At 62.7% G+C, this 25,502-nt stretch carries 23 protein-coding genes and 1 tRNA gene; 12 read left to right on the plus strand and 12 right to left on the minus strand.

Annotated features, from left to right (window positions below):
• Positions 1 to 170 precede the first annotated feature (170 nt).
• Positions 171 to 1,088 carry a UDP-3-O-acyl-N-acetylglucosamine deacetylase gene (lpxC, locus tag P9220_RS06085; protein ID WP_309764014.1) on the plus strand — a complete coding sequence of 306 codons (918 nt, stop codon included), beginning with the start codon at positions 171 to 173 and terminating at the stop codon, positions 1,086 to 1,088.
• A 50-nt stretch (positions 1,089 to 1,138) separates the two neighbouring features.
• On the opposite strand, the gene P9220_RS06090 is transcribed toward lpxC, so the two are convergent.
• On the minus strand, positions 1,139 to 1,633 hold the full coding sequence (locus P9220_RS06090; RefSeq protein ID WP_309764015.1) for a DUF721 domain-containing protein: 495 nt from the start codon (positions 1,631 to 1,633) through the stop codon (positions 1,139 to 1,141).
• Between the two features lie 1,273 nt (positions 1,634 to 2,906).
• Here P9220_RS06090 and ltrA point away from each other — a divergent pair.
• The 5 genes from ltrA to P9220_RS06115 all read left to right on the plus strand — a co-directional run bounded on the left by ltrA (position 2,907) and on the right by P9220_RS06115 (position 10,385).
• Positions 2,907 to 4,607: a group II intron reverse transcriptase/maturase gene (gene ltrA, locus P9220_RS06095; protein WP_309764016.1), complete on the plus strand. Its 1,701-nt coding sequence runs from the start codon at positions 2,907 to 2,909 to the stop codon at positions 4,605 to 4,607.
• Positions 4,608 to 4,800: 193 nt separating this feature from the next.
• The gene (gene secA / locus P9220_RS06100; protein WP_309764017.1) at positions 4,801 to 7,617 is read left to right on the plus strand and encodes a preprotein translocase subunit SecA; all 2,817 of its coding nucleotides are present in this window, start codon (positions 4,801 to 4,803) and stop codon (positions 7,615 to 7,617) included.
• A 193-nt stretch (positions 7,618 to 7,810) separates the two neighbouring features.
• Entirely contained in the window at positions 7,811 to 9,052 is a 1,242-nt protein-coding gene (argJ, locus tag P9220_RS06105) for a bifunctional glutamate N-acetyltransferase/amino-acid acetyltransferase ArgJ (RefSeq protein ID WP_309764018.1), read from the plus strand.
• Between the two features lie 32 nt (positions 9,053 to 9,084).
• Entirely contained in the window at positions 9,085 to 9,948 is an 864-nt protein-coding gene (locus P9220_RS06110; protein WP_309764019.1) for an ATP-binding protein, read from the plus strand.
• 5 nt (positions 9,949 to 9,953) lie between these two features.
• Positions 9,954 to 10,385: an NUDIX domain-containing protein gene (locus P9220_RS06115; protein ID WP_309764020.1), complete on the plus strand. Its 432-nt coding sequence runs from the start codon at positions 9,954 to 9,956 to the stop codon at positions 10,383 to 10,385.
• A gap of 13 nt (positions 10,386 to 10,398) precedes the next feature.
• On the opposite strand, the gene P9220_RS06120 is transcribed toward P9220_RS06115, so the two are convergent.
• The 9 genes from P9220_RS06120 to P9220_RS06160 all read right to left on the minus strand — a co-directional run bounded on the left by P9220_RS06120 (position 10,399) and on the right by P9220_RS06160 (position 18,118).
• A complete protein-coding gene (locus tag P9220_RS06120; protein ID WP_309764021.1) occupies positions 10,399 to 10,590 on the minus strand; it encodes a DNA gyrase inhibitor YacG in 192 nt (63 codons plus the stop codon).
• A gap of 70 nt (positions 10,591 to 10,660) precedes the next feature.
• Positions 10,661 to 11,416 (minus strand): cell division protein ZapD, encoded by a 756-nt coding sequence (zapD, locus tag P9220_RS06125; RefSeq protein WP_309764022.1) that lies wholly within the window; start codon positions 11,414 to 11,416, stop codon positions 10,661 to 10,663.
• A 158-nt stretch (positions 11,417 to 11,574) separates the two neighbouring features.
• Entirely contained in the window at positions 11,575 to 12,177 is a 603-nt protein-coding gene (coaE, locus tag P9220_RS06130) for a dephospho-CoA kinase (RefSeq protein WP_309764023.1), read from the minus strand.
• 16 nt (positions 12,178 to 12,193) lie between these two features.
• Positions 12,194 to 13,105: an A24 family peptidase gene (locus P9220_RS06135; protein ID WP_309764024.1), complete on the minus strand. Its 912-nt coding sequence runs from the start codon at positions 13,103 to 13,105 to the stop codon at positions 12,194 to 12,196.
• 31 nt (positions 13,106 to 13,136) lie between these two features.
• Positions 13,137 to 14,345, minus strand: coding sequence for a type II secretion system F family protein (locus P9220_RS06140; protein ID WP_309764025.1), 1,209 nt, complete (start codon positions 14,343 to 14,345; stop codon positions 13,137 to 13,139).
• Positions 14,342 to 15,505: a GspE/PulE family protein gene (locus P9220_RS06145; RefSeq protein ID WP_309764026.1), complete on the minus strand. Its 1,164-nt coding sequence runs from the start codon at positions 15,503 to 15,505 to the stop codon at positions 14,342 to 14,344. Before P9220_RS06145 ends, P9220_RS06140 begins: the two co-directional genes overlap by 4 nt.
• A 71-nt stretch (positions 15,506 to 15,576) precedes the next feature.
• Entirely contained in the window at positions 15,577 to 16,863 is a 1,287-nt protein-coding gene (locus P9220_RS06150; RefSeq protein ID WP_309764027.1) for an HlyC/CorC family transporter, read from the minus strand.
• 146 nt (positions 16,864 to 17,009) lie between these two features.
• Positions 17,010 to 17,086, minus strand: a tRNA-Pro gene (locus tag P9220_RS06155).
• A gap of 39 nt (positions 17,087 to 17,125) precedes the next feature.
• Positions 17,126 to 18,118, minus strand: coding sequence for a polyprenyl synthetase family protein (locus P9220_RS06160; RefSeq protein ID WP_309764028.1), 993 nt, complete (start codon positions 18,116 to 18,118; stop codon positions 17,126 to 17,128).
• 257 nt (positions 18,119 to 18,375) lie between these two features.
• Here P9220_RS06160 and rplU point away from each other — a divergent pair, with 257 nt between their 5' ends.
• From rplU to proB, 4 genes are all read left to right on the plus strand, one after another.
• The gene (rplU, locus tag P9220_RS06165) at positions 18,376 to 18,687 is read left to right on the plus strand and encodes a 50S ribosomal protein L21 (protein WP_309764029.1); all 312 of its coding nucleotides are present in this window, start codon (positions 18,376 to 18,378) and stop codon (positions 18,685 to 18,687) included.
• Between the two features lie 34 nt (positions 18,688 to 18,721).
• Positions 18,722 to 18,982 (plus strand): 50S ribosomal protein L27, encoded by a 261-nt coding sequence (rpmA, locus tag P9220_RS06170; protein ID WP_035966833.1) that lies wholly within the window; start codon positions 18,722 to 18,724, stop codon positions 18,980 to 18,982.
• A 207-nt stretch (positions 18,983 to 19,189) separates the two neighbouring features.
• Entirely contained in the window at positions 19,190 to 20,287 is a 1,098-nt protein-coding gene (cgtA, locus tag P9220_RS06175) for an Obg family GTPase CgtA (protein WP_309764030.1), read from the plus strand.
• 49 nt (positions 20,288 to 20,336) lie between these two features.
• Positions 20,337 to 21,455: a glutamate 5-kinase gene (gene proB, locus P9220_RS06180; protein WP_309764031.1), complete on the plus strand. Its 1,119-nt coding sequence runs from the start codon at positions 20,337 to 20,339 to the stop codon at positions 21,453 to 21,455.
• A 79-nt stretch (positions 21,456 to 21,534) separates the two neighbouring features.
• Here proB and P9220_RS06185 read toward each other — a convergent pair whose 3' ends face one another.
• The gene (locus P9220_RS06185; protein ID WP_404989545.1) at positions 21,535 to 22,107 is read right to left on the minus strand and encodes a CNP1-like family protein; all 573 of its coding nucleotides are present in this window, start codon (positions 22,105 to 22,107) and stop codon (positions 21,535 to 21,537) included.
• Positions 22,108 to 22,218: 111 nt separating this feature from the next.
• Positions 22,219 to 22,860 (minus strand): RNA pyrophosphohydrolase, encoded by a 642-nt coding sequence (locus P9220_RS06190; RefSeq protein WP_309765402.1) that lies wholly within the window; start codon positions 22,858 to 22,860, stop codon positions 22,219 to 22,221.
• Positions 22,861 to 23,159: 299 nt separating this feature from the next.
• Between P9220_RS06190 and P9220_RS06195 the strand changes: the two genes are divergently transcribed.
• Together P9220_RS06195 and P9220_RS06200 are read left to right on the plus strand one after the other, a co-directional pair.
• Positions 23,160 to 24,896 carry a proline--tRNA ligase gene (locus P9220_RS06195; RefSeq protein WP_309764033.1) on the plus strand — a complete coding sequence of 579 codons (1,737 nt, stop codon included), beginning with the start codon at positions 23,160 to 23,162 and terminating at the stop codon, positions 24,894 to 24,896.
• Positions 24,896 to 25,495: a MarC family protein gene (locus P9220_RS06200; protein WP_309764034.1), complete on the plus strand. Its 600-nt coding sequence runs from the start codon at positions 24,896 to 24,898 to the stop codon at positions 25,493 to 25,495. Before P9220_RS06195 ends, P9220_RS06200 begins: the two co-directional genes overlap by 1 nt.
• The last annotated feature ends 7 nt before the right edge of the window (positions 25,496 to 25,502 follow it).

Consider the following 25,502-nt stretch of genomic DNA (forward strand, 5'->3'; position numbering starts at 1 on the left):
CGGCCATCGGCCCGTTTCACTTGACTCGCCGGGCGTCGCGGCGTAACACAGGGAAACAGTTGATACCTCTTGGTTTGGGACGGAAAGTTCCGAATCGAGTATACTTCGTTCTATTAGAATTCTGCGTGCGATTAATTCCTTTTATCGGGAACGCTATCGGACTAAAAATCATGTTGAAGCAGCGAACAATCAAGACCGTCGTCAAAACCGTGGGAATCGGGCTTCATTCCGGCCGAAAGGTCGATCTGACGCTGCGCCCGGCGCCGGCTGGAACGGGCATCGTCTTCGCGCGGGTCGACCTGCCGCAGCCGGTGGACATTCCGGCGTCCGCCATGGCGATCGGCGATACGCGGCTCGCGTCGGTGTTGCAGAAGGACGGCGCCCGCGTGTCGACCATCGAGCATCTGATGTCGGCGTGCGCGGGTCTCGGCATCGACAATCTCTACGTCGATGTGACCGCCGAAGAAATCCCGATCATGGACGGCAGCGCTGCTTCCTTCGTGTTTCTGATTCAGTCGGCAGGTATCGAAGAGCAGAACGCGCCGAAGAAGTTCATCAAGGTGACGAAGCCCGTCGAAGTCCGCGACGGCGACAAGTTCGCGCGTCTCGAGCCGTATTTCGGGTTCAAGCTGAGCTTCACCATCGACTTCCGTCATCCCGCCGTCGACAAGACGGGCCAGGCGCTGGAAGTGGATTTCGCGACGACGTCCTATGTCCGCGAAATCGCTCGCGCGCGCACGTTCGGTTTCGCGCATGAAGTGGAGATGATGCGCGAACTGGGTCTTGCGCGCGGCGGCAGCATGGACAACGCGATCGTGCTCGACGAATACCGCATTCTGAACAACGACGGCCTCCGCTACGACGACGAGTTTGTGAAGCACAAGATGCTCGACGCGATCGGCGACCTTTACGTGGTGGGGCATCCGCTGCTGGCGTCGTACAAGGCGTACAAGGGCGGCCACGCAATGAACAACATGCTGCTGCGCGAGTTGCTGGCGAACGAGGACGCTTATGAAATCGTCACGTTCGACGACACGCAGAAAGCGCCGCGCGGTTTCGGGTTCGATACGCAAACCGCATTCGCCTGATCATCGGCAGCAGGCATGCAGGGCAATGTGAGCGGCAGCGAAAGCGCCGCTCATTTTTTTTGTCCGCGCCCCTGATGGCGTGCGGCCATGCGCGCGAGCGCTTCCTGCAACGGCGACGGCGCGAGCGTCTCGGCCAGCTCATGCAACGCCGATGCCCCCGCCGCCGACATGCGCGCCTGCTTCGGCGGCGCGGCTTCCTTCACTGCTTGCGGCCGCACGCGGATTTTGAGCGAATCGACCGCCCATCCGCGCTGCTGCAAATCGGCAAGCAAACGTGGCTCGATATGGCGCAGACGCGCCGCCAGCGCGTTGTGCGCGGCGAAGAGCGCGAGCACGCCGTCCTTGATGAAGCCGGGATCGATGTTCGCCGCGAGGTAGTCGGGAAGGAGCGCGGTGAGATCACGCTGGAGCGCCGCCATTTGCTCGACGCCGGCGCGCAGCGCGCGAAACGCGTCGGTCCGATCCAGCACGTCGGCGACGGCTTGCGGCCGGCGCGGATCGAACCGCTTCGGCGCGTACCTTGAATTTGTAGAAAAACGGCTCATTTTTTAATCGACGGACGCCTGACGCGACGCATCGATTGTACCGCGAGGCTGCCGCGCGGCACGCCCGGATGCCTTGTGCGGAGGCCCGCGCGGCCAAGCTTTCAGGCGGTTGACTGTCGCGTGCCGCCGACGTCCGCAAGCCCACGCCGACGCAAGATGTGCTTGACTCGCGTGCTAAAATTCCCGATTCGGTGCGACACGCACACTCGTGTCCGGCCGCCCCACGACAAGGGGCATCGACCGTCGGAAATCAGTTGGGGTCGCGGTCCCGGCTGCTCTGCTGACCATAGTGCTGGCACCTTGAGGCCAGCAATTTGTAGTGAAGCGATACTCGGAGGAGTAACACTGGGTATCGCCATAGGCGATCTCTGGTGCTGCATTCGCTGGAGTTCGCATTGCATTAACTCGGTTACCACCGAGTTCCGCCCTGTCAGCGGCTTCAACTCCGCTGCCAAGCGGATTGTTGTTTGCAAGTCCCAAGCCACAAGCTCAGGGATTCGCTAGCGGTACGAGTGGACAACTCGATGTGTCATTGTTCAAACCGACGCAGCACTGATCGGTTAGTGAACCTGTTATACGACTAGCAGTAGCCTAGGAGGACATGCGTCACTGGTAACGGTGGGGTGTGAAGCTTCTCTGACAATGTAGCCTCCCGGATGTTTCGGGCACACCGGTCCGTGAGGAGGGGTGTGGTACTCCTAGCAGCACTGGGGTACGGAGCTAGGCTGACTGATAGGGTTAACGCAAGTGAACTGCTGATAAACCTCGTTAGAATTGAGGTGCCTAAGCTGCTGTGTGGCACTGACCAAAAGGTATGCGGCCGGCTGTCTCGCTCGAATCTCGGGACACGTCGTCGTTGGGCCGTCGGGGAATAGGCAGAACCTAAGTCAGTCGTGTGACGCATCGGGAACGTGGTAAGCCCGTATTGTTGCCGGGGCTGTTGCCCGGCAGGCGAACCGTGAGGAACGCTGTTGATGGTGCGGGTATGGGAGGACGGAGCAAGCGAACGTCGGGCTGTAATGGCCCGGATAGGAGTTGAGACATTACTCCACGCGAAAGCGGGCAGACTTCCGTCTGGTCTACCGTCGCAAGACGGCTGGCTAACCCTCTGGTACTTGGTTAGATGCGGGCGCATGCGCCTGTATTGATATGTCTGTTCGAGACGTGGGTGCATGCACTCACGTTGAGTTCTGTTGTTCCCCAGCGGGGTGTATCTGCCCCGCTGGGGGAGATGCGCCTTCTGCCGGGGTCTAACCCAAGGTAGGAGAGCAGCATGAGAGTATCGAGTCGAACGACTGGGTCTGCGCTTTCCCACGTCCCAGACAACTGGCACGCTATAGACTGGCGGGTCGTTGAACGGAATGTGAGAGGGATTCAGATTCGAATTGCGAAGGCGACGCGGGAAGGTGACTGGCGCAGGGTGAAGGCCCTGCAACGGATGCTGACTCGCACGTTGTCCGCAAAGCTGTCTGCGGTACGACGTGTTACACAGAACCAAGGTGCGCGAACGGCAGGAGTCGATCGCGAACTGTGGGATTCGCCCGAGAGCCGATGGGAAGCTGTCGGCAGGTTGAAGCGGCGCGGATATAAGGCACTGCCGTTACGGAGAGTCTATATCCCCAAGGCCAATGGGAAAGAACGCCCTCTGGGCATTCCGACCATGCGGGACAGGGCGATGCAAGCCTTGTATCTGTTGGCTTTGGAGCCTGTAGCGGAGTCGAAGGGCGATCCGAACTCATATGGGTTCCGAAGAAACCGCTCTACGGCCGATGCTATGGGTCAACTTCGTGTGTGCCTTTCTCGCGAGGTTTCCGCCTCGTGGATACTGGAGGCAGATATAGAAGGCTTCTTCGATCACATCAACCATGATTGGCTGATCGCGAATGTCCCGATGGACACGAGCATCCTGCGGAAGTGGTTGAAGGCTGGCCTGATTTATCAAGGCCAGTTTCAGGCGACAGAGGCCGGTACGCCACAGGGAGGGATTATCTCCCCGACTTTGGCTAACATTACGCTGGACGGGTTGGAGGACGGTCTGACGACGCACCTACGTGCAAAGTTGGGCAAGACGAAGGCTCGAACGCTGAAGGTGAATGTGGTGCGGTACGCGGATGATTTTGTGATTACTGGTAACTCCTGCGAGTTGCTGGCACAAGACGTCCGGCCTTGGGTGGAAGGATTCCTCGCTCAGCGCGGACTGCGACTATCCGAGCAGAAAACGCGCATCACCCACATTGCCGATGGGTTCGATTTCCTCGGTTGGAACTTTCGGAAGTACAACGGAAAGTACCTGCCGAAACCTAGCAAAAAGAACGCGCAAGCTTTCTATCGCAAGGTGGCGGAAACGATCAGCGGCAACAAAACGGTGTCACAGGCGGATCTAATCCGGCTGTTGAACCCGATGTTGCGGGGATGGGCTCAGTATCATCGGGTCGTCTCGGCTAAGAAGGCGTACAGCCGCATGGAGCATCTGGTTTTTCGGAAGCTTTGGTGGTGGTCCCGCAGGCGACATCCACGCAAGAGTGCCGGATGGGTGAGAAGGAAGTACTTCCATACATCAGGCACCCGGCAGTGGGTCTTTGCTTGCCGTACGCCGTCTGATGACGGTAAGTGGGAGTTGAGTGAGTTGTTCGCACTCAGCGCAATGAGCATCAAACACCACACCAAGATCCAGGGGGACTACAACCCCTTTGATCCCACGTGGGAAGTATATGGCGAGCGCCTGCGACAGACGCGTATGTGGGAATCAATGCGCTACCGTAAGCAGTGGGCGACGCTATATATGTCGCAGGGCGGGCTTTGCGCGCACTGTGGTGGTGCCCTGACGGACGAGACAGGTTGGCACGAACATCATCTGCAATACCGGATGCATGGCGGTTCCGACGCGTTGTCCAACAGGGTTCTGCTCCATCCATTCTGTCATCAACGGGTGCACGCAGGTAACTTGGTAGTAACTAAGCCGGTTCTGGCGTAAGTCGGAACTTTGTTCGTAGATTTGAGCCGTATGCGGGGAAACTCGCACGTACGGTTCTCGGGGGGCCCGATCTTCGTAAGAAGGTCGGGCTACCCGACATTTCACCCAATGGACTTAAGTCGCCGAGGCCTTCCGAGCCCGGACGCAGCTTACCCTGTCGTCCATCCGAAGCCGCGACGCAGACACTGATCCGATGACGACCGGTTTCCTTCAGAAGATTTTTGGCAGCCGCAATCAGCGGCTGGTCAAGCAGTATCAAAAGACCGTTGCGGCGATCAATGCCCTCGAGCCGACCGTCGAGAAGTATTCGGACGATCAGCTGCGCGCGAAGACGGACGAGTTTCGCAAGCGTGTCGCTGGCGGCGAATCGCTCGACGTGCTTCTCCCGGAAGCCTTCGCCGTCTGTCGCGAAGCGAGCCGGCGCGTCCTGAAAATGCGCCACTTCGACGTCCAGCTGATCGGCGGCATGGTCCTGCACTTCGGCAAGATCGCTGAAATGCGCACCGGCGAGGGCAAGACACTCGTCGCCACGCTCGCGGCGTATCTGAACGCGCTGTCGGGCCGTGGCGTGCACGTGGTGACGGTGAACGACTACCTCGCCCAGCGCGACGCCGAATGGATGGCTCGCCTGTACAACTTCCTCGGGCTCTCGTGCGGCGTGAACTTGTCGCAGATGCAGCACGCGCAGAAGCAGGAAGCCTACGCGGCGGACATCACCTACGGCACGAACAACGAATTCGGCTTCGACTATCTGCGCGACAACATGGTCTACGAGACCGACGCGCGCGTGCAGCGGCCGCTCAACTTCGCGATCGTCGACGAAGTGGATTCGATCCTCATCGACGAAGCGCGTACCCCGCTCATCATCTCCGGCCAGGCCGAAGACCACACCGACCTGTACGTGCGCATGAACGCGCTGCCGCCGCTGCTCGAACAGCAGATCGGCGAAGAGAAGGCGGACGGCACGGGCGTCGAGAAGCCGGGCGACTACACGCTCGACGAGAAAGCGCGCCAGGTGTTCCTGACCGAATCGGGCCACGAGAAGGCGGAGCGTCTGCTCGTCGAGTGGGGCTTGATCGGCGAGGGGGAAAGCCTCTACGCGCCGCAGAACATCACGCTGATGCATCACATCTATGCCGCGCTGCGCGCGCATACGCTTTTCCATCGCGATCAGCATTACGTGGTGCAGAGCGGCGAAGTCGTGATCGTCGATGAATTCACGGGCCGCATGATGACCGGCCGCCGCTGGTCGGACGGCTTGCATCAGGCGGTCGAAGCGAAGGAGCACGTGCAGATTCAGGCGGAGAACCAGACGCTCGCCTCGATCACGCTGCAGAACTACTTCCGCATGTACGCGAAGCTGTCCGGCATGACCGGCACGGCGGACACCGAAGCGTACGAGTTCCAGGAGATCTACGGCCTGGAAACGGTCGTGATCCCGACCAACCGTCCGCCGAAGCGCGTCGACAAGCAGGACCAGATCTACAAGACATCGAAGGAACGCTACGACGCGGTCATTCGCGACATCCGCGATTGCGTGGAACGCGGCCAGCCGACGCTCGTCGGCACCACGTCGATCGAAGCGTCGGAGTTGCTGTCCGGCTTGCTGACGCAGGCAGGCGTGCGTCACGAAGTGCTCAACGCGAAGCAGCACGCGCGCGAAGCGGCGATCGTCGCGGAAGCGGGCCGGCCGGGCGTCGTGACCATCGCGACGAACATGGCGGGTCGCGGCACGGACATCGTGCTCGGCGGCAACGTCGAGAAGCAGGCGTCGTTCATCGAGGCGGATCTTTCGATTCCCGAGGACGAAAAAGCCGCGCGCATCCAGAAGCTGCACGACGAATGGCAGGCGCTGCACGACCACGTGAAGGCGGCGGGCGGGCTGCATATCATCGGCACGGAGCGTCACGAATCGCGCCGTATCGACAACCAGCTGCGCGGCCGTGCGGGCCGTCAGGGCGACCCGGGCTCGTCGCGTTTCTATCTCTCGCTGGACGATCCGCTTCTGCGCATCTTCGCGGGTGACCGCGTCCGCGCGATCATGGATCGCCTGAAGATGCCGGAAGGGGAGCCGATCGAAGCGGGCATGGTCACACGTTCGATCGAAGGCGCGCAGCGCAAGGTCGAAGCGCGCAACTTCGATATCCGCAAGCAACTGCTCGAATACGACGACGTCGCGAACGATCAGCGAAAGGTCATCTATCAGCAGCGCAACGAGCTGCTCGAAGCGAACGACGTGCAGGAAACCATCGCCGCGATGCGTCAGGGCGTGATCGGCGATCTGGTTCGCACGTTCGTTCCGGCGGGCAGTATCGAGGAGCAGTGGGACGCGCCGGAACTCGAGGAAGTGCTGCGCAACGAGTGGTCGCTGGACCTGGCCATTCAGGAGATGATCAACGAGTCGAATTCCATCGACGCCGAGGAAATCTGCGAAGCCGTGCTGTCCGCCGCCGACGAAGCGTACGAGGCGAAGGTCGCACTGGTCGGCCGCGAATCGTTCAGCGCGTTCGAGCGCTCGATCATGCTGCAGACGCTCGACAGCCGCTGGCGCGAGCACCTCGCCGCGCTGGATCACCTGCGTCAGGGCATCCATCTGCGCGGCTATGCGCAGAAGAACCCGAAGCAGGAATACAAGCGCGAGGCATTCGAACTGTTCGCCGCGATGCTCGACGCCGTGAAGCAGGAAGTCACGCGCGTCGTGATGAACGTGCAGATCCAGTCGCCGGAACAACTGGAAGAAGCCGCCGAGCAGTACGAGGAGAGGGGCAGCCATCTGGAGAACGTGTCGTTCACGCACGCGGACTTCAATGCGCCCGCCGCGCCGACCGCGACGCCGGCAGCCGCCGCCGCGACCGCCACGGCGCAGATGGTCAATCAGGCGATGGCCACGAACGACGACATCACCGTCGCCACGCGCCCGTCCGACGAAGTGCCGAAGGTCGGCCGCAACGACCCGTGCCCGTGCGGCAGCGGGAAGAAGTACAAGAACTGTCACGGAAAGCTGGCATAAGGGCTTTCTGATCGACGAACGGACGAGCGACGCAGCAATGCGTCGTTTGTCTTTGCAGGTCTCAATCGGGCCGCGCGGCGCGCCCGAGCGTTTCACGGCGCCGTCCAGAGGTTCATCGCTTCAGACGGCGTCAGTCTTTCACAGCGTGCCGGCGCATCGGGCCGGCACTCGCCACCATCAGCGAGTCGCGAACATGGCTGTCAACTTCCCCTCGATCGATCCCGCCGCGCTGCATCCCGTTGCAGGCGTCACGCTAGGCTGGGCCGAAGCGAACATCCGCAAGCCCAATCGCAAGGACGTGCTCGTGATTCGCGTCGATGAAAACGCGACCGTCGCGGGCGTGTTCACGCAGAACCGCTTCTGCGCCGCGCCGGTGACGGTGTGCCGCGAGCATCTCGACGCAGTGCGCACCGGCGGCAAGGGCATTCGCGCGCTGGTCGTCAACACGGGCAACGCGAACGCGGGCACCGGCGAACCGGGCCTGACCCACGCACGCGAAACCTGCGCGGAACTCGCGCGGCTCGCGGGCGTCGACGCCCAGCAGATTCTGCCCTTCTCGACGGGCGTGATTCTCGAACCGCTGCCGATCGATCGCCTGAAAGCCGGCCTGCCCGCCGCGCTCGCGAACCAGCAGGCCGCGCACTGGTTCGACGCCGCGCAGGCCATCATGACGACCGACACGCTGCCGAAGGCGTCGTCGCGGCAAGTGCAGATCGACGGTCACACGGTCACGCTCTCCGGCATCAGCAAGGGCGCGGGCATGATCAAGCCGAACATGGCGACGATGCTCGGCTTTCTCGCTTTCGATGCCGCCGTCGCGCAGCCGGTGCTCGACGAGCTCGTGAAGCACGTGGCGGATCGCTCGTTCAACTGCATCACCATCGACGGCGATACGTCCACGAACGATTCGTTCATCCTCATCGCATCGGGTAAATCGAGCCTGCCCGCGATCACGTCGACGGATGCGCCGGCCTACGCCGCGCTGCGCGACGCAGTGACGGCTGTGGCGCAGGAACTCGCGCAACTGATCGTGCGCGATGGCGAAGGCGCGACGAAGTTCATGACGATCACGGTCGAAGGCGGCAAGGATGTCGCGGAATGCCGGCAGATCGCCTACGCGATCGGCCATTCGCCGCTCGTGAAAACCGCGTTCTACGCGTCCGATCCGAACCTTGGCCGCATCCTCGCGGCCATCGGTTATGCGGGCGTGACGGACCTCGACGTCGGCAAGATCGATCTTTATCTCGACGATGTGCTCGTCGCGAAGGCGGGCGGGCGCAATCCCGACTACCGCGAAGAAGACGGCCAGCGCGTGATGAAGAAGAGCGAAATCGCGATTCGCGTCGTGCTCGGCCGTGGCAACGCGCAGGCGACCGTCTGGACCTGCGACCTCTCGCACGATTACGTCAGCATCAACGCCGACTACCGCTCGTAACGCGCGCTGAACCGGCGCGCAAAGAAACCGACATGGACAAACTCGAACAATTTCTCACGCGCGCCGAAGCGGTTCTGGCACGCATCGAAGGCATGCTGCCGCCTGCAACGCCCGATATCGACTGGCAATCCGCAGTGGCGTTTCGCTGGCGCAAGCGGCAGGGACGCGGCTTTCTGCAGCCGGTGCCCGTCATCTCCCACATTTCGCTCGACGACCTGCAGAACATCGATCGTCAGAAAGCGCTCATCGAGCAGAACACGCGGCAGTTCGTGAACAAGCTGCCTGCGAACAACGTCCTGCTGACCGGCGCGCGCGGAACGGGCAAGTCGTCGCTCATCAAGGCGTGCCTGAACGCGTACGCGAAGGACGGCCTGCGCCTGATCGAAGTCGACAAGGACGATCTTCACGATCTCGGCGACATCGTCGATCTGATCTCGACGCGGCCCGAGCGCTTTATCGTCTTCTGCGACGATTTGTCGTTCGAGGAAGGGGAATCGGGCTACAAGGCGCTGAAGGTCGCGCTCGACGGATCGGTGGCCGCGCAGTCGGACAACGTGCTGATCTATGCGACGTCCAATCGCCGTCATCTGTTGCCCGAATACATGAGCGACAACGAGTCGTACAAGCACATGCCCGATGGCGAGATTCATCCGGGCGAAGTCGTCGAAGAGAAGATTTCGTTGTCCGAGCGTTTCGGGCTGTGGGTAAGTTTCTATCCGTTCAAGCAGGACGACTATCTGACGATCGTCGGCCACTGGCTCAGGCACTTCGGATGCGATGCGGCCGAAATCGAGAGTGCACGCGGCGATGCGCTCGTCTGGGCGCTGGAGCGCGGTTCACGTTCTGGCCGCGTGGCGTGGCAGTTCGCGCGCGACTGGTCGGGCCGCAAGCAATGAGCGGCATGAAGGATGCGCAAACCGACATCGCACCCGATGGCCGCAAGGTGACCGAAGTGGCCGTCGGCGTGATGGTTCACCCGGACGGCCGATATCTGCTCGCGCAGCGGCCCCACGGCAAGCCGTACGAGGGCTACTGGGAATTTCCGGGCGGCAAGCTGGAAGCGGGCGAGAGCGTCGAAGCGGCGCTCGCACGCGAGTTGCACGAGGAACTGGGCATCGATGTCTACGCGTGCGAACTGTGGCGCACGCTGGAACACGACTATCCGCACGCGTACGTGCGTCTTTTCTTCTGCAAGGTGACGGGCTGGACGGGGACGCCGCTTGGCCGCGAGGGGCAGGCAATCACGTGGCAGGCGCTCCCGGTGGACGTCGCACCGCTTTTGCCCGCCGCGATTCCGGTGCTGGAATGGCTCGCGGCGGAAGCGGGGCAATGAACCGACGAAGCGTCTAGTTGAGGCCGCCGTGCGAGTCGTCGTCCGGCGGCGTTTCCTGCGAGTTGCCCGCAATCTTGTATTTTTCCGCTGCCCAGGCGCCGAAATCGATTTGCTTGCAGCGCTCCGAGCAAAACGGACGAAAGCGGTTTTCCGGGACCCAGCGCACTTCCTTCGCGCAGGTCGGACATTTGACGACAGTGGTCATGACGGTAAGGCGTGGCCGGTTGAGCCGGCGTTTGATCGACAGTCGACTATATAAGGCCGAACCGCCCGGTTCAAAGGCTGCAAAGCGTCAGATGAAAGGGAACGTCGACATCGACAGGGCGCGGTTTCAAATCGCCGTCCTGCACGGTGAAACGCACCCACAACATGTACTTGTTGGCGCTCGCTTCGGGAATGACGCGCACTTCGGGCGATACGCGCACCTGCATCAACTGGTACGTGCGGCCTGAAAGCATCTGCTGATAGCTGCCCTGCATCGCCATGACTTTCGACGCCTGCCCCGACTCGCGGGCGAGCCGAAGGACGATGGAGGCGGCGTCGCGCAGGGCGAGCATCGGCATGACCCAGCTTGCGATGTCCTGACGGCGCTGCTCCACGGGCAACTGCTGCCACGCGTAATACGACGGCAGATCGAACTTGCAGGTGCCGCCGGGGATGATCGTGCGGCTGCGGATGCTCGCAAGCCATTCGTTGTCCGCAAGATGCTGGCCGGTCTTGCCGTGCATGTCGCCGAGACCGGCGAGCGTTTGTTCGATTTCGCCGAGGACGGCTTCCAGCGCCTCCTGCTCGATGCCCGGATTGCCGCGAAACGGCGCGAGCGTCTGACGCTGACGCTCCAGTTCCTTCATCAGGTCGGCTTTGAGATCCGTGCGCCCCGCGACTTCCGCGATTTCGAAGAGCGTTGTCAGCGCCACGTGATGCTCCCGGGGATCTTCCTGCGTCAGGAAGAACGTGAAGCGCTCGAACAAGTCTTCGAGACGCAGCAGCGTCCGAATCCGCTCGTTGAAGGGATACTCGTAAAGGATCAAGCGCTCGCCTCGGCGTGGGTCGGTTGCTTCCGTGAGCGGAAGTCAGCACATTCTAATGCCGCATGCTAACCCTAGCAAATCGAGCCACATTCTCACCGCCGTTGCCGCTTTTTGAGCCGATATTTGCAGCTTCTTCGATGTCTGGCGCTCGAAAACCGTCACCCGGCGAGCTTCGAATAAAGCGCGTGAAGTTCGTCGACGCGATGGGCAAGCGTTTCGAGCGTGGCGGCATCGTCGTTCAGCACCATGTCATCCGCCGCCGCGAGCCGCGTTTCGCGGGAGGCCTGCTTTGCGATGATCGCGAGCACCTGCTCGCGCGGAAAGCCGTTGCGCCGCATGACGCGCGCAATTTGCGTCTCGACCGGACAATCGACGACGAGCACGCGTGACACTCGCGAAGCCCAATTCCCTGATTCGACGAGTAACGGCACCACGACGATGTGGTACGCGCCGCCCGCTTCGGACCGCTGGCGCTCCGTTTCCGCGCGTATCAGCGGATGCAGGATGCCTTCGAGGCGCGCTTTCGCGGTGTCGTCGGTGAAGACGAGTCCGCGCATTCTCGCGCGATCCAGCGAGCCGTCGGGCGCGACGAAGTCACTGCCGAACTCGCTTGCGATCATCGGCATCGCAACGCCGCGCGGCGCCGTGACCTGATGCGCGATGATGTCCGTATCGATCAGCGGGATGCCGCGCGCGGCGAACAGGTCCGCGACCGTGCTCTTGCCGCTGCCGATACCGCCCGTCAGCCCGATGCTGAACATCCGCTGCTCCTTGTCTTCATCCGAATAATGCATAAAGCGGCGTGCCGACGAAAAGCGTGATCGCTCCGCCCGCCGCGAGGAACGGACCGAACGGCAACGGCTCCTCGAAGCGCATGCGGCCCCGCCACGTCGCGAGAATACCGAAGACCGCGCCCGCCACCGCCGAGATCAGGACCACTTGCGCGAGCGCGGCCCAGCCGAGCCACGCGCCGATTGCGGCCAGCAGCTTGAAGTCGCCGTAGCCCATGCCTTCCACGCCGCGCGCCAGCTTGAAGATCCAGTAGACGCACCACAGAAAGAGATAGCCCGCGATCGCGCCGGTGACCGCATCGTGAAGGGTCGCGAATCCGCCTTCACCCAGATTGACGATGAAGCCGGCCCACAGGAGCGGCAACGTCAGCACGTCGGGCAGATAGCGCGTGTCGTAATCGATGAGGCTTGCGGCCAGCAGCGCCGCGCAGAGGCCGAACGCGGCAAGCGCCGGCCAGTCCGGGCCGTAGGCGTAAAGCGAGAGCGCGGCGAGGGCGGCGGTCGCCAGCTCGATCAGCGGATAGCGCGGGCTGACGCGCGCGCCGCACGACGAGCATCGGCCTCTGAGCGCGAGATAGCTGAAGACCGGCACGTTCTCCCAGGCACGCAGCACATGCCCGCAATGGGGACACGCGCTGCGCGGCACTGCGAGATTGAAGCGCTCGGGGTAGGCGTCGGCGGGTGCTTTGGGGGCATCGGGCACGGCGGCGTCGAACTCCGCGCGCCACGCGCGTTCCAGCATCACCGGCAAGCGATGCACGACGACCGTCAGGAAGCTGCCGATCACGAGCCCGAACACGACGGCGAACACATACTGCGCGACGACCGGCAAAGCCGCGAACGGCGCCAGGTAATCGCTCGCGTGATGCGCGGCGGAAGGATCGAACGGAGGCTGCATGATAGGGATGCGATGTCTTTGGCCCGCGATGCTACACCACGTTGCCGAGCTGGATGATCGGAAGATACATCGCGATGACGAGACCGCCCACGAGCGCGCCCAGCACCGCGATGACGAGCGGCTCGCACAGGCTCGCGAATGCGCCGATGCGTTCGTCCACCTGACGATCGGCGAGCGTGGCGAGATCGAGCAGCATCGCATCGAGCGAGCCGGATTCTTCCGCGACCGCGATCGGCTGCACGACGTCTTGCGGGAAGCAGTCGAGCGCGCGCATCGCGGATGCCAGGCGTTCTCCGTTGCGCAGCCGCGCGGCTATCTCGACGGTCGCGCGGTCGAATACCTGGTTGCCGGTGGCGTGCGCGAGGGAATCGAACGCGTCGGAGAGCGGCGTGCCGGCCGCGAGCAGGGTGCCGAGCGCGCGGCTCCATCGGGCGACGCCGAGCGAGCGCAGCAGGGCGCCGACGATCGGCAGCTTCAGCGCGATGCGGTCCGCGGTTTCGCGCGCGCGAGCGGACCGCCTGACCCACCGCGCGCCAAAAAGCACCGCGCAGGCGAAGACGGCCGCGAACCCCATGCCATGACGGGCGACGGCATCGGACAACGCGAGCACGAAGCGCGTCGGCGCGGGCAGCGCGGCGCCGAAGCCATCGAAAATCGTCTTGAACGTCGGCACGACGCCGATCAGCAAGCCCGCCGTGATCGCCAGCGACAGCAGCAGCACCATCACCGGATAGGCGAGCGCGGCGCGCAGCTTCGCGCGCTGAGCGCTGGCGCGGTCGTGATCGTCGGCGAGTCGCGCGAGGACGGCGGGCAACGCGCCGGCCACTTCGCCGACCGCGACGAGCTGGCAATAAAGCGCGCCGAAAGCCGCCGGATGACGCGCGAGCGCCGCCGAGAACGGCACGCCGCGCGTGATGTCGCGCCCAAGAGAACGCACGATGCGCGAAAGACCGCCACGGCCGCCCGCATTGCCGAGCATGTCGAGCGCGCTTGCAAGCGGCAGCCCCGCGTGCAACAAACCGGCGAGCTGACGCGTGAAAACGCCGACATCCGCGGACGATGCCTTCGGCGGCGGTGCGTCGCCTAGTGTCTCGAGTTCGAGGACGATCACGCCGTCGCGTCGCAAGGACGCGCGGGCCGAAGCCGGATCGGCGGCAATCAGCTTGCCGCTCTTGCGCACGCCTTCCGCGTCGATGCCTCGCCAGCCGAAGCGCAGTTCCAATGATCCGTGCGCGCTCATGCGATCTCCGTCGCGTCGACGGCTTCGGCGACGCTCGTGACGCCTTCGCGCACGCGTGCAAACGCGGCGTCGCGCAGCGCCGGCATGCCTTCCGATTGCGCTAGCCGCGCGATTGCATGCGTCGCCGTTCGACCGACGATGAGCTCGCGCATCGCATCGGATACCGGCATCAACTGATGCACGCCGATCCGCCCGCGATACCCGATGCCATGACACGCCGGGCATCCGCGCGGCTCGAACGGCCGCACGCCGTCGTCGAGGGTGAGCGCCGACGGCGTGCGGCACACTTCGCATAGCTTGCGCACGAGCCGTTGCGCGGTGACGAGTCTCAGCGCCGACGCGAGGTTGTACGGCGCGACGCCGATATCGATGAGACGCGCGATGGCGGCAGGCGCGTCGTTCGTGTGAAGCGTGGACAGCACGAGATGGCCGGTCTGCGCGGCCTTTACCGCGACATCGGCGGTCTCGGCATCGCGGATTTCGCCGACCATGATGACATCGGGGTCCTGCCGCATGAACGCGCGCAACGCCACGGCGAAGCTCAGGCCGGCCTTTTCGCGCACGCTGACTTGATTGATGCCGGCGAGCTGGATTTCGGCTGGATCTTCGACCGAGCAGATGTTGCGCGCGTCGGCGTTGAGCATCTGCAGGAAGCAATAGAGGGATAAGGTCTTGCCGCTCCCCGTCGGTCCGGTGACGAGCACGAGGCCGTGCGGCGCGCGAATCGCCGATTCGACGATGCGGCTTTGCCCTTCGTTCAGCCCCAGCGCGCCGAGCGAAAGGTCGGGCGGCAAGGCGTCCAGCCGACGCAGCACGAGCTTTTCGCCGAAGAGCGTCGGCAGGGAATTCACGCGATAGTCGCCGATCTGTCCGCCGCCAAGCGCAAGCCGCAGCCGGCCGTCCTGCGGCACGCGGCGCTCGGCGATATCCATACGCGCCAGCACTTTGATGCGTGTCACGAACGCGTCGCGCAGATGCGGCGGCGGGCGGCGCAGCACGTGCAACGCGCCGTCGACGCGCAGCCGAATGCGCCATTCGTGCTCGGACGGTTCGACGTGGATATCGGACGCGCCGCGCTCGGCGGCTTCACGCAGGGTGTTCGCGAGCAGCGAGACGGCGGGCGTATCGGAATCGGATGCAGTGTCGAGGGCGGAGATCATGGGGCGATGGTGGCGATGACGATGATCCGATCATCCCGCGCCCGCTTGCCCGCGCCTACTCGTCCGAATGGCTAACGCAGCCCGCGCTTGGCCAGCGTCTGCGGGCGGAAGATTTTGACGGTGCGGATCGCCTGATCGTCGCTGCGCAGGACTTCGAAATGAACGCCCGCAATACGCACCGATACGTCGCCGTCCGGAATATCTTCGAGCGTTTCGAGGATGAGACCGTTCAGCGTCTTCGGCCCGTCGGTCGGCAAGCTGATCTTCAGCCAGCGATTCAATTCACGCAGCGGCATGCTGCCCGCGACGATACATTCGCCGTTCTCGTCCCAGCCGCGCGAACCGGCGCTGCGCGGAATCGTCGTCGTGAACTCGCCGATCAGTTCCTCGATGATGTCTTCCGGCGTGACGAGGCCCTGCAACTCACCGTATTCGTCGACCACGATGGCAATGCGGTGGCCGCTCTCCTGAAAATATTGAAGCTGCTGGAACACCGGCGTACCGGCGGGCACGAAGTAAGGTTCCGTGAGCAATTCGCGCAGCGTTTCGCGCTCGAGTTCCTGGTTATGCAGCGCCGACAGCGTCTTGCGCACGTGCAGGATGCCGAGCACGCGGTCGATGTCGCCCTGATAAACGACGAGCTTGTTGTGATAGCAGGTTTCGAGTTGATGCAGGATCTGGTCGAACGGCGCGTCGAAGTCGAGTGCTTCGATGCGGCGGCGGGGGATCATTACGTCGTCGACGGAAATGTTCTCAAGGTCGAACAGATTCAGCAGGATGCTGCGGTGCTTGGTCGGCATGAAGCTGCCCGTTTCCAGCACGATAGTGCGCAGTTCTTCCGGCGACAGACGCTGGTCTCGGCCGCCTTTCGTATTGATGTGCAGCGCGCCGAGAATGGCGTTGGCAAAAAGATTGACGAACCACACCAGTGGCCGCGCGATGCGCATGAGCGGCGCGAGCACGAGACTCGCCGGAAGCGCGACCTTCTCCGGATACGTCGCGCCGACGATTTTCGGCGCGATTTCCGCGAACACGATAATCAGAAACGCGATGACGCCCGTCGTGACCGACAACACGATGTTATTGTGCCCGAACGTGTGCAGTGCGATGGATGTCGTGAGCACCGGGATGATCGTGTTGATCAGGTTGTTGCCGATCAGAATGACGGAAAGCAGCTGGTCGGTCTTCGCAAGCAGCCCCTGCGTGGTGCGCGCGCGCAGCGATCCCTGACTAGCCAGATACTTCAGCCGATGGCGATTGAGCGCCATCATCGACGTTTCGGAGATCGAGAAGAAACCGGAAAGGATGAGAAGCAGAAAGATGGCGCTGATTTGCGCCCATAAGGGAAGGTTGTCCACGCGGTGGTCGAGTAGAAGCGATGATGAAGGGACTATAGCAGACGGCTTTCCCGCTCCGCCCCGCGCCGTTTAGCTTGAGAGCCTTGCGCAGCGGCGGGCTCAAAAGAAAAAACCCGCATGGCGGACCATGCGGGTTTTTGCAATTCTGGTCGGGGTGAGAGGATTCGAACCTCCGGCCTCTACGTCCCGAACGTAGCGCTCTACCAGGCTAAGCTACACCCCGAATTAACTTAACTAGACGTTTTGCGCGTTGAAGTCTCGTTTAAGACTGTCTCGCCGTCGAGTAAGAACATAATTCTAGCAGGCTATCTTTGAAAATGGAACTGGGAAACGAAGAAATTGCATCGGCGGCGGCTTGTGCTTCATTTCGCGCGCATTGCAACGTGTGATCCAGCGCGCCCGACGTGGTGATTGCATGGAAGATGGTGTCGAAGCGATCCGTGCCGCCTTGCTCGATGGCTTCGCGCGCGAGCGTCGCCTGTTCGGGCGTGCCGTGTTCCATCAGATAGATGAGCGGCAGCGTGGGCTTGCCTTCGCGCAGGTCGTCGCCGGCGTTCTTGCCCATCGATTCGGGCGTGCCGGTGTAATCGAGCCAGTCGTCCATGATCTGGAACGCGGTGCCGATGCGCCGGCCGAACTCCGCCGCAGCCGCTTCGGTGCGCGCATCCGCGCCGGACAGCACCGCGCCGAGTTGCGCCGCCGCCTCGAAGAGCTTCGCCGTCTTGTAGCGGATGACCTGCATGTAACGCGCTTCGTCGACGTCCGGGTCGTGCATGTTCAGAAGCTGCAGCACTTCGCCTTCCGAAATGATGTTGGTGGCGACAGACAGAATCTCCATCACGCGCATCTTGCCGACGCTCACCATCATCTCGAACGAGCGAGAGTAAAGGAAATCGCCGACCAGCACGCTCGCCGCGTTGCCGAACAGCGCGTTGGCGGTCTTGCGGCCACGGCGCAAATCGGACTCGTCGACGACATCGTCGTGCAGCAGCGTCGCGGTGTGGATGAATTCCACCACCGCCGCGAGTTCATGGCGATGCCCGGTCGTATCGCCAAGCGCGCCCGCAACCAGCAGCAACAACGCCGGACGCAGCCGCTTGCCGCCCGCGCCGATGATGTACTCGGAAATCTGATTGATGAGCATCACTTCTGATGCCAGGCGCTGCCGGATGACGCGGTTGACCTGCTGCATGTCCTCGGCGATCGGGGCAAGCAGTGCGGCGGCGTCGGGGGAAGAAGTGGCGGTGGACGACATGATCGGCAAATAAGGTAATGCGGCGGATTATAAGGCGAATCGGTGCGGCGACGGGTCCCGCGGCGCGCGATGGTCGCGTGGACGGGCGCAATCGCGATCGGATCGGGGAGAAATCGCCGAAGATCGGACACGGATGCCGCACACCGGGAACATGCGGCAAATGTCAATGCCTTTTGACGTGCTGCCTAACCCTATGTATAATCTCGTGTTTTCCGCGCGTGGTGCGTGGAAAAACGAAATTCTGAGTGAGGTTCTCAATGTACGCGGTCATAAAAACCGGCGGCAAGCAGTATAAGATTGCCGTTGGCGAAAAATTGAAAGTAGAACAGATACCGGCAGACATTGACGCTGAAATCACGCTCGACCAGGTTCTCGCAGTAGGCGAAGGTGAATCGATTCAGTTCGGTACGCCGCTGGTCAGTGGGGCTTCCGTCAAGGCTACCGTCGTGTCCCAGGGTCGTCACAAGAAAGTGACCATCTTCAAGATGCGCCGCCGGAAGCACTACCAAAAGCACGCTGGCCATCGCCAGAACTACACCGAACTGCGCATCGACGCGATCAACGCTTAACGCGTCGCGCATAACGGTAAAGGAGCTATAGCAAATGGCACACAAAAAAGCAGGCGGGTCTTCCCGCAACGGCCGCGACTCGGAATCGAAGCGCCTCGGCGTGAAGGTTTACGGCGGCCAGGCAATCAACGCGGGCGGCATCATCGTTCGCCAGCGCGGCACGCGCATGCACCCGGGTGAAAACGTCGGCATCGGCAAGGACCACACGCTGTTCGCGCTGACCGATGGCCACGTCCAGTTCACGACGAAGGGCGCAGCGAAGAAGCACACGGTCGTCGTCGTCCCGGCAGCGTAAAAAGTACGCACGGGCTTCAGGACCGCAAAAGGCCCCGCGAAGTTCGCGGGGCCTTTTGCATTGGTGCGCGCAAAACGCCGCACCGAGAGAATTCACGGTTATCGATGACCGGCAGCCGCCGGTCACGGCAAAATAGCGTGTCGGCTGCAGCCAGGGCGTTCTCGCCGGGCCAGCCTCATCGCTTGGAAACACGGGACGGAGCAACGCATGAAGTTCATTGACGAAGCGAGGATCGAAGTCATCGCCGGCGACGGGGGAGATGGCAGCGCGTCGATGCGCCGCGAAAAGTTCGTCCCGTTCGGCGGGCCGGACGGCGGCGACGGCGGGCGCGGCGGCAGCGTGTACGCGGTCGCGGATCGCAACATCAACACGCTGATCGACTACCGGTTCGCGAAAAAGCATCAGGCGCGCAACGGCGAAAACGGCCGCGGGTCGGACTGCTACGGCAAAGGCGGCGAAGACATCACGCTGCGCATGCCGGTCGGAACCATCATCTCGGACCAGGAAACGGGCGAAATCATCGCCGATCTGACCGAGCACAATCAACAAGTCCTGATCGCGCAGGGCGGCGCGGGCGGCCTCGGCAACCTGCATTTCAAGTCGAGCACGAACCGCGCGCCGCGTCAGAAGACCGACGGCAAGCCGGGCGAGCGCCGCATGCTCAAGCTCGAACTGAAGGTGCTCGCGGATGTCGGCTTGCTCGGCATGCCGAACGCGGGAAAATCGACGTTCATCTCGTCAGTGTCGAACGCGCGGCCCAAGATCGCCGATTACCCGTTCACGACGCTCGCGCCGAATCTCGGCGTGGTGCGCGTCGGGCCGAGCAAGAGCTTCGTGATCGCGGACATTCCGGGGCTGATCGAAGGCGCGGCGGAAGGCGCGGGGCTGGGTCATCGCTTCCTGCGGCACTTGCAGCGCACCGGCGTGCTGCTGCATCTGGTCGACCTTGCTCCGTTCGATGAAAATGTCGATCCCGTCGCCGATGCGAAAGCGATCGTCGGCGAGCTGCGCAAGTACGACGAGGCGCTTTATGAAAAGCCGCGCTGGCTCGTGCTGAACAAGCTCGACATGGTGCCCGAGGAGGAGCGCGGGGCGCGCGTTAAAGACTTCATCGAGCGTTTCGAATGGGAAGGCCCGGTCTATGAAATCTCCGCGCTGACCGGCCAGGGCTGCGAGGCGCTCACATACGCCATCTTCGATTACATCTCGCAGCATTCCGACGCCTCCCGCGCGGCCGAAGCCGAAGACCTTGCCGCCGACGTCCGCTTTCGTGACGACGCCGCGAGCAAAGAAGCCAACGAGTAAAGAAGCGACCTGCTGAAACGGGCCGCGACACCCGAGGAGAAAGCGCACGATGCGTTCGGTCATCGCCGCTGCGAAGCGAATCGTAGTGAAAGTGGGGTCCAGTCTCGTCACCAACGACGGGCGCGGACTGGATCACGCGGCCATCGCGCGTTGGGCGTCGCAGATCGCGGCGTTGCGCGAGCAGGGCAAGGAAGTCGTGCTCGTCAGTTCGGGCGCGATTGCGGAGGGCATTCACCGGCTCGGCTGGAGCAAGCGGCCGCGCGTGATCGACGAGCTTCAGGCCGCCGCCGCAGTCGGGCAGATGGGGCTCGCGCAGGTCTACGAAAGCAGCTTCGGCGCGCACGGCATCCGCACCGCGCAGATTCTGCTCACGCATGCCGATCTCGCCGATCGCGAGCGTTACCTGAACGCGCGCTCCACGCTTTTGACGCTGCTTCGGCTCGGCGCGGTGCCGATCATCAACGAGAACGACACCGTCATCACCGACGAAATCAAGTTCGGCGACAACGACACGCTCGGCGCGCTCGTGGCGAATCTGATCGAAGGCGATGCGCTCGTGATCCTCACCGATCAGCGCGGCCTTTTCACCGCCGATCCGCGTAAGGACCCGAACGCGACGCTCGTGGAGCAGGCCGATGCCGGCACGCCCGAACTCGAGCAGATGGCCGGCGGCGCGGGCTCGAGCCTCGGGCGCGGCGGCATGCTGACCAAGATTCTCGCGGCCAAGCGTGCGGCGCATAGCGGCGCGAACACCGTGATTGCGAGCGGACGGGAAGCCGATGTGCTGACGCGCCTCGCGTCAGGCGAGATGATCGGCACGCAACTCATCGCACGCACCGCGCGCATCGCGGCGCGCAAACAGTGGATGGCCGATCACCTGCAGGTGCGCGGGCATGTGGTCATCGACAAGGGCGCCGTGCAGAAGCTCACCGCCGACGGAAAGAGCTTGCTGCCGATCGGCGTCGTCGATGTGAAGGGCGCGTTCGATCGCGGGGAAGTGATCGCATGCGTCAACGATCAGGGACAGGAAGTCGCGCGCGGCATCACCAATTACAGTAGTTCGGAAGCGCGGCTGATTCATCGGCGGCCGAGCGGCGAGATCGAGACGGTGCTCGGCTATATGCTCGAACCGGAACTGATCCATCGCGACAATCTGGTGCTCGTCTGAACCGCGAAGCCATGAAAGAAAGCCCGCTGAGCCGAAAGGCCAGCGGGCTTTTAACTATGCAAACGAAACGACGACAACCTCAGCGCAGATTGATCGAACGCTGCGTGCGCTTGTACTGAATGTTCTCGACGATCTGCTTCGCATTGCCGACAGGCAGCTTGCTCGTGCAGAAATAATCCTGATAGAGCGCCGCCTGATACGCGTTCAGTTCGCCGTTTTCGATGCGCCGGAAATCGAACGTGGCGCCGCGATCCCAGCCGGTCTGCGTGTCGTCGATGCTCGCGTAGCGCCGCCATTCGTACGTATCGCAACGGATGCCTTCGTAGTTGACGTTGCGCGCGCCGCCCGGACTCGTCACGACGACGACGTATCGCACGACGCCGTCACTGCCGACGCTGAGCGAAGTCTTGTCGATGGCGAACGTCAGAGGAGTGTTCTGCGAGACGTCGAACGGCAGCAGGCTGGACGTTTGCGGCAGCGGCGGCAACGTATCGACCTTGTTCTCGACCCATTCCGACTTCCGGTCGAGCAGATACGTGAACACGCTGTCATCCTGGTTGGACGCGTTCGGAGCTTTGGAACTGGAACAGCCGGCGAGCGCGGCCAACACGGCCACGGCTACCGCAGATGAGACGATGACTTTCAATTCGATGTTCCCGAAAGACGGATGCGCGGACGGCGAAGCGCCCGGCGCGGCGAGCCATGCTCGCGTGCCGGGTTCTACGAAGTGCCGAGTGTCAAAATGAACGAAGAGCGGCGCCGGTCATTCGCACGATGCACGCGTGGCGATGATCCGCACTTCTTCGCTGATCGTGCATTCTGCCTGAACCGCAGCGCCAGCGGCGGTTACGGCAGGTGCTTCGATCGTCATCGTCTGGACGACGCGTGGATAGCGCGGCCCGTGATGCGCGGCGCGATCGCCGCGAGAGTTGGTTCTCCGCAAGAAGCGGGATAGCTCGGTGAGAGCAAGTTGATAAACGTCGCGCTTGAACTCGATGACCGCATCCAGGGGGACCCAGTACTCGTTCCAGCGCCAAGCATCGAATTCCGGATGGTCCGTCGCGCGCAGGCAAATGTCACAGTCGCGTCCCACCATGCGCAGCAGAAACCATATCTGTTTCTGACCGCGATAATGTCCGCGCACTTCGCGCTTGATGAACTTATCCGGCACCTCATAACGCAGCCAGTCGCGCGTGCGACCGACAACTTTCACGTGTTCAGGCAGCAGGCCGGTTTCTTCGTGTAACTCCCGATACATTGCTTGCACGGGGGTTTCGCCGTATTTGATACCCCCTTGCGGAAACTGCCAGGAATGTTCACGCAGCCGCTTGCCCCAAAACACTTCGTTGCGCGCGTTCAAGAGGATGATGCCGACGTTCGGGCGAAAGCCTTCACGATCCAGCATACAACCACCTTCGAATCCTTTAAAATTGCTTTGATTATAAACAGATAACGGACCCGGCGCATCGGTTTCAACCCGTGGCGGCGGCCGCGTTCCGAGGCAGAAATGCCGCGCGAGTGCCAGGAATCTTTGCCAGGCAACGAGGAAGGCGGCAGAATCTTCTCCTTGTCGGCCAGGATTCAGCGCGTGCGGTACACGAAGGCCGTCCACGCGAAGCCGTCCACCGTTCCGTCGTTCACACGTCTCGCCAGCCTCGTAGCCGCATGCTTTCGAGGCGCGCGCCGCTTTTGGAAAATTCTTGAATGAAAGCATCCCGTTTCTTCATCGGCACCCTGAAGGAAGCCCCCGCCGACGCCGAGATCGTCAGTCACAAGCTGATGATGCGCGCCGGCATGATCCGTCGCGTCGCGGGCGGTATCTACGATTACATGCCGATCGGCCTGCGCTCCATTCGCAAGGTCGAAGCCATCGTGCGTGAAGAGATGAACCGCGCGGGCGCGCTCGAATTGCTGATGCCCGCCGTGCAGCCCGCCGAACTGTGGCAGGAATCGGGCCGCTGGGAGCAATACGGTCCTGAGTTGCTGCGCATCAAGGATCGCCACGAGCGCGATTTCGTGGTCGGGCCGACGCACGAAGAAGTGGTGACGGACATCGCGCGCCGCGAGATCAAGAGCTATCGCCAGTTGCCGGTCAACTTCTATCAGATTCAAACGAAGTTCCGCGATGAAATCCGTCCGCGTTTCGGCGTGATGCGCGGCCGCGAGTTCATCATGAAGGACGCGTATTCGTTCGATAAGGACAGCGCCGGCCTCGCCGAGTCGTATCGCAAGATGTACGACGCGTACGTGCGAATCTTCACGCGCATCGGCCTCGAGTTCCGTGCGGTTGCGGCGGACAACGGTTCGATCGGCGGCAGCGGCTCGCACGAATTCCACGTGATCGCCGAAACGGGCGAGGACGACATCGCGTATTGCCCGACCTCTGATTTCGCGGCGAACGTCGAAGCTGCCGACGCGCTGCCGCTGATCGCGCAACGCGCCGCGCCTGCCGAAGAACTGAAGAAGACGCCGACGCCAGGCAAGGCGAAGTGCGAGGCGGTCGCCGAGCATCTGAACATTCCGCTCGAAAAGACCATCAAGTCGATCATCCTCGCCACCGACAACGAAGGCGCGGAACCGACCATCTGGTTGCTGATGCTGCGTGGCGATCATTCGCTGAACGACATCAAGGTCAACAAGCTGCCGGGCCTCGCGGGCTATCGCTTCGCGACCGAAGCGGAGATCGTCGAATGGTTCGGCACGCCGCCGGGCTATCTCGGGCCGATCGGCACGAAGAAGCCGGTGCGCGTGATCGCCGACCGCACGGTGGCGAACATGAGCGATTTCGTTGTCGGCACGAACGAAGTCGATTACCACACGACCGGCGTGAACTGGGGCCGCGATCTGCCGGAGCCTGAGGTCGCGGATATCCGCAATGTCGTCGCGGGCGATCCTTCGCCGGATGGCAAGGGAACGCTGGAAATCTGCCGCGGCATCGAGGTCGGCCACGTGTTTCAGCTCGGCACGAAGTATTCGGATTCCATGGGCGCGACCTATCTCGACGAGAACGGCAAGCCCGCTCCGATGCTGATGGGCTGCTACGGCATCGGCGTGACGCGCGTGCTGGGCGCGGCGATCGAGCAGAACTTCGATGACAAGGGCATCATCTGGCCCGAATCCATCGCACCGTTCGAAGTGGTGATCTGCCCGATGGGCTACGACCGCAGCGACGCCGTGCGCGAGCAGGCCGACAAGCTGTACGCCACGCTGCAGGAAGCGGGCGTCGACGTGATTCTCGACGATCGCGGCGAGCGTCCCGGCGTGATGTTCGCGGACTGGGAACTGATCGGCGTGCCGCATCGCATCGTGATCGGCGATCGCGGGCTGAAGGAAGGCAAGCTCGAATATCAGGGCCGCCGCGACACCGAAGCCACGCTGCTGCCGGTGGATGAGGCTGCGGGCGTCGTGACAGACAAGGTGCGGGCCGCGCTCGCGAAGTAATGCAGTACAACTTTCTGTCTGCGACGGTTCTGCTGCTGCTGATCACCGATCCGCTCGGCAACATCCCGATCTTCATCAACGCGCTGCGGGGCGTCGCCATCGAGCGGCGCCGCGTGGTGATTCTGCGCGAAGTGGCGATCGCGTTCGGCATCCTGCTGTTGTTCATGCTGGCCGGCGATCACTTCTTGCGCGCGATGCATCTGACGGACTTGTCGTTGCGAATCGGCGGCGGCATTGTGTTGTTTCTGATCGCGCTCCGGATGATCTTCCCGCACCCGGATGGCCCGATGGGCGGCGACTCGCGCGGCGGCGAGCCTTTGATCGTGCCCCTCGCCATTCCCGCGCTCGCCGGGCCGTCGGCGCTCGCCACGGTGATGCTGCTGACATCGCAGGCGCCGGGGAAGATGCTCGAATGGATCGGCGCGCTGACCGTCACGATGGTCGTCTGCGCGGTCGTGCTGATTCTTGCGGAGAAAATCCAGCAGTGGCTCGGCGAGCGTGCGGTGACGGCGTTCGAGCGGTTGATGGGCCTCGTGCTCGTGGCAATTTCCGTCGAGATGATTCTGACCGGGATACGGGCGTTCGTGCATCAGCTATGAAAAAAGC

The sequence above is a fragment of the Caballeronia sp. LZ016 genome, assembly GCF_031450805.1.
Taxonomy (GTDB): domain Bacteria; phylum Pseudomonadota; class Gammaproteobacteria; order Burkholderiales; family Burkholderiaceae; genus Caballeronia.

Excerpts from the sequence above, each read along its gene's own strand:
- lpxC (WP_309764014.1), top strand. The coding sequence starts at position 171 with ATGTTGAAGCAGCGAACAATCAAGACCGTCGTCAAAACCGTGGGAATC.
- P9220_RS06090 (WP_309764015.1), bottom strand. The coding sequence starts at position 1,633 with ATGAGCCGTTTTTCTACAAATTCAAGGTACGCGCCGAAGCGGTTCGAT.
- ltrA (WP_309764016.1), top strand. The coding sequence starts at position 2,907 with ATGAGAGTATCGAGTCGAACGACTGGGTCTGCGCTTTCCCACGTCCCA.
- secA (WP_309764017.1), top strand. The coding sequence starts at position 4,801 with ATGACGACCGGTTTCCTTCAGAAGATTTTTGGCAGCCGCAATCAGCGG.
- argJ (WP_309764018.1), top strand. The coding sequence starts at position 7,811 with ATGGCTGTCAACTTCCCCTCGATCGATCCCGCCGCGCTGCATCCCGTT.
- P9220_RS06110 (WP_309764019.1), top strand. The coding sequence starts at position 9,085 with ATGGACAAACTCGAACAATTTCTCACGCGCGCCGAAGCGGTTCTGGCA.
- P9220_RS06115 (WP_309764020.1), top strand. The coding sequence starts at position 9,954 with ATGAAGGATGCGCAAACCGACATCGCACCCGATGGCCGCAAGGTGACC.
- P9220_RS06120 (WP_309764021.1), bottom strand. The coding sequence starts at position 10,590 with ATGACCACTGTCGTCAAATGTCCGACCTGCGCGAAGGAAGTGCGCTGG.
- coaE (WP_309764023.1), bottom strand. The coding sequence starts at position 12,177 with ATGTTCAGCATCGGGCTGACGGGCGGTATCGGCAGCGGCAAGAGCACG.
- P9220_RS06135 (WP_309764024.1), bottom strand. The coding sequence starts at position 13,105 with ATGCAGCCTCCGTTCGATCCTTCCGCCGCGCATCACGCGAGCGATTAC.
- P9220_RS06140 (WP_309764025.1), bottom strand. The coding sequence starts at position 14,345 with ATGAGCGCGCACGGATCATTGGAACTGCGCTTCGGCTGGCGAGGCATC.
- P9220_RS06145 (WP_309764026.1), bottom strand. The coding sequence starts at position 15,505 with ATGATCTCCGCCCTCGACACTGCATCCGATTCCGATACGCCCGCCGTC.
- P9220_RS06160 (WP_309764028.1), bottom strand. The coding sequence starts at position 18,118 with ATGTCGTCCACCGCCACTTCTTCCCCCGACGCCGCCGCACTGCTTGCC.
- rplU (WP_309764029.1), top strand. The coding sequence starts at position 18,376 with ATGTACGCGGTCATAAAAACCGGCGGCAAGCAGTATAAGATTGCCGTT.
- rpmA (WP_035966833.1), top strand. The coding sequence starts at position 18,722 with ATGGCACACAAAAAAGCAGGCGGGTCTTCCCGCAACGGCCGCGACTCG.
- cgtA (WP_309764030.1), top strand. The coding sequence starts at position 19,190 with ATGAAGTTCATTGACGAAGCGAGGATCGAAGTCATCGCCGGCGACGGG.
- proB (WP_309764031.1), top strand. The coding sequence starts at position 20,337 with ATGCGTTCGGTCATCGCCGCTGCGAAGCGAATCGTAGTGAAAGTGGGG.
- P9220_RS06190 (WP_309765402.1), bottom strand. The coding sequence starts at position 22,860 with ATGCTGGATCGTGAAGGCTTTCGCCCGAACGTCGGCATCATCCTCTTG.
- P9220_RS06195 (WP_309764033.1), top strand. The coding sequence starts at position 23,160 with ATGAAAGCATCCCGTTTCTTCATCGGCACCCTGAAGGAAGCCCCCGCC.
- P9220_RS06200 (WP_309764034.1), top strand. The coding sequence starts at position 24,896 with ATGCAGTACAACTTTCTGTCTGCGACGGTTCTGCTGCTGCTGATCACC.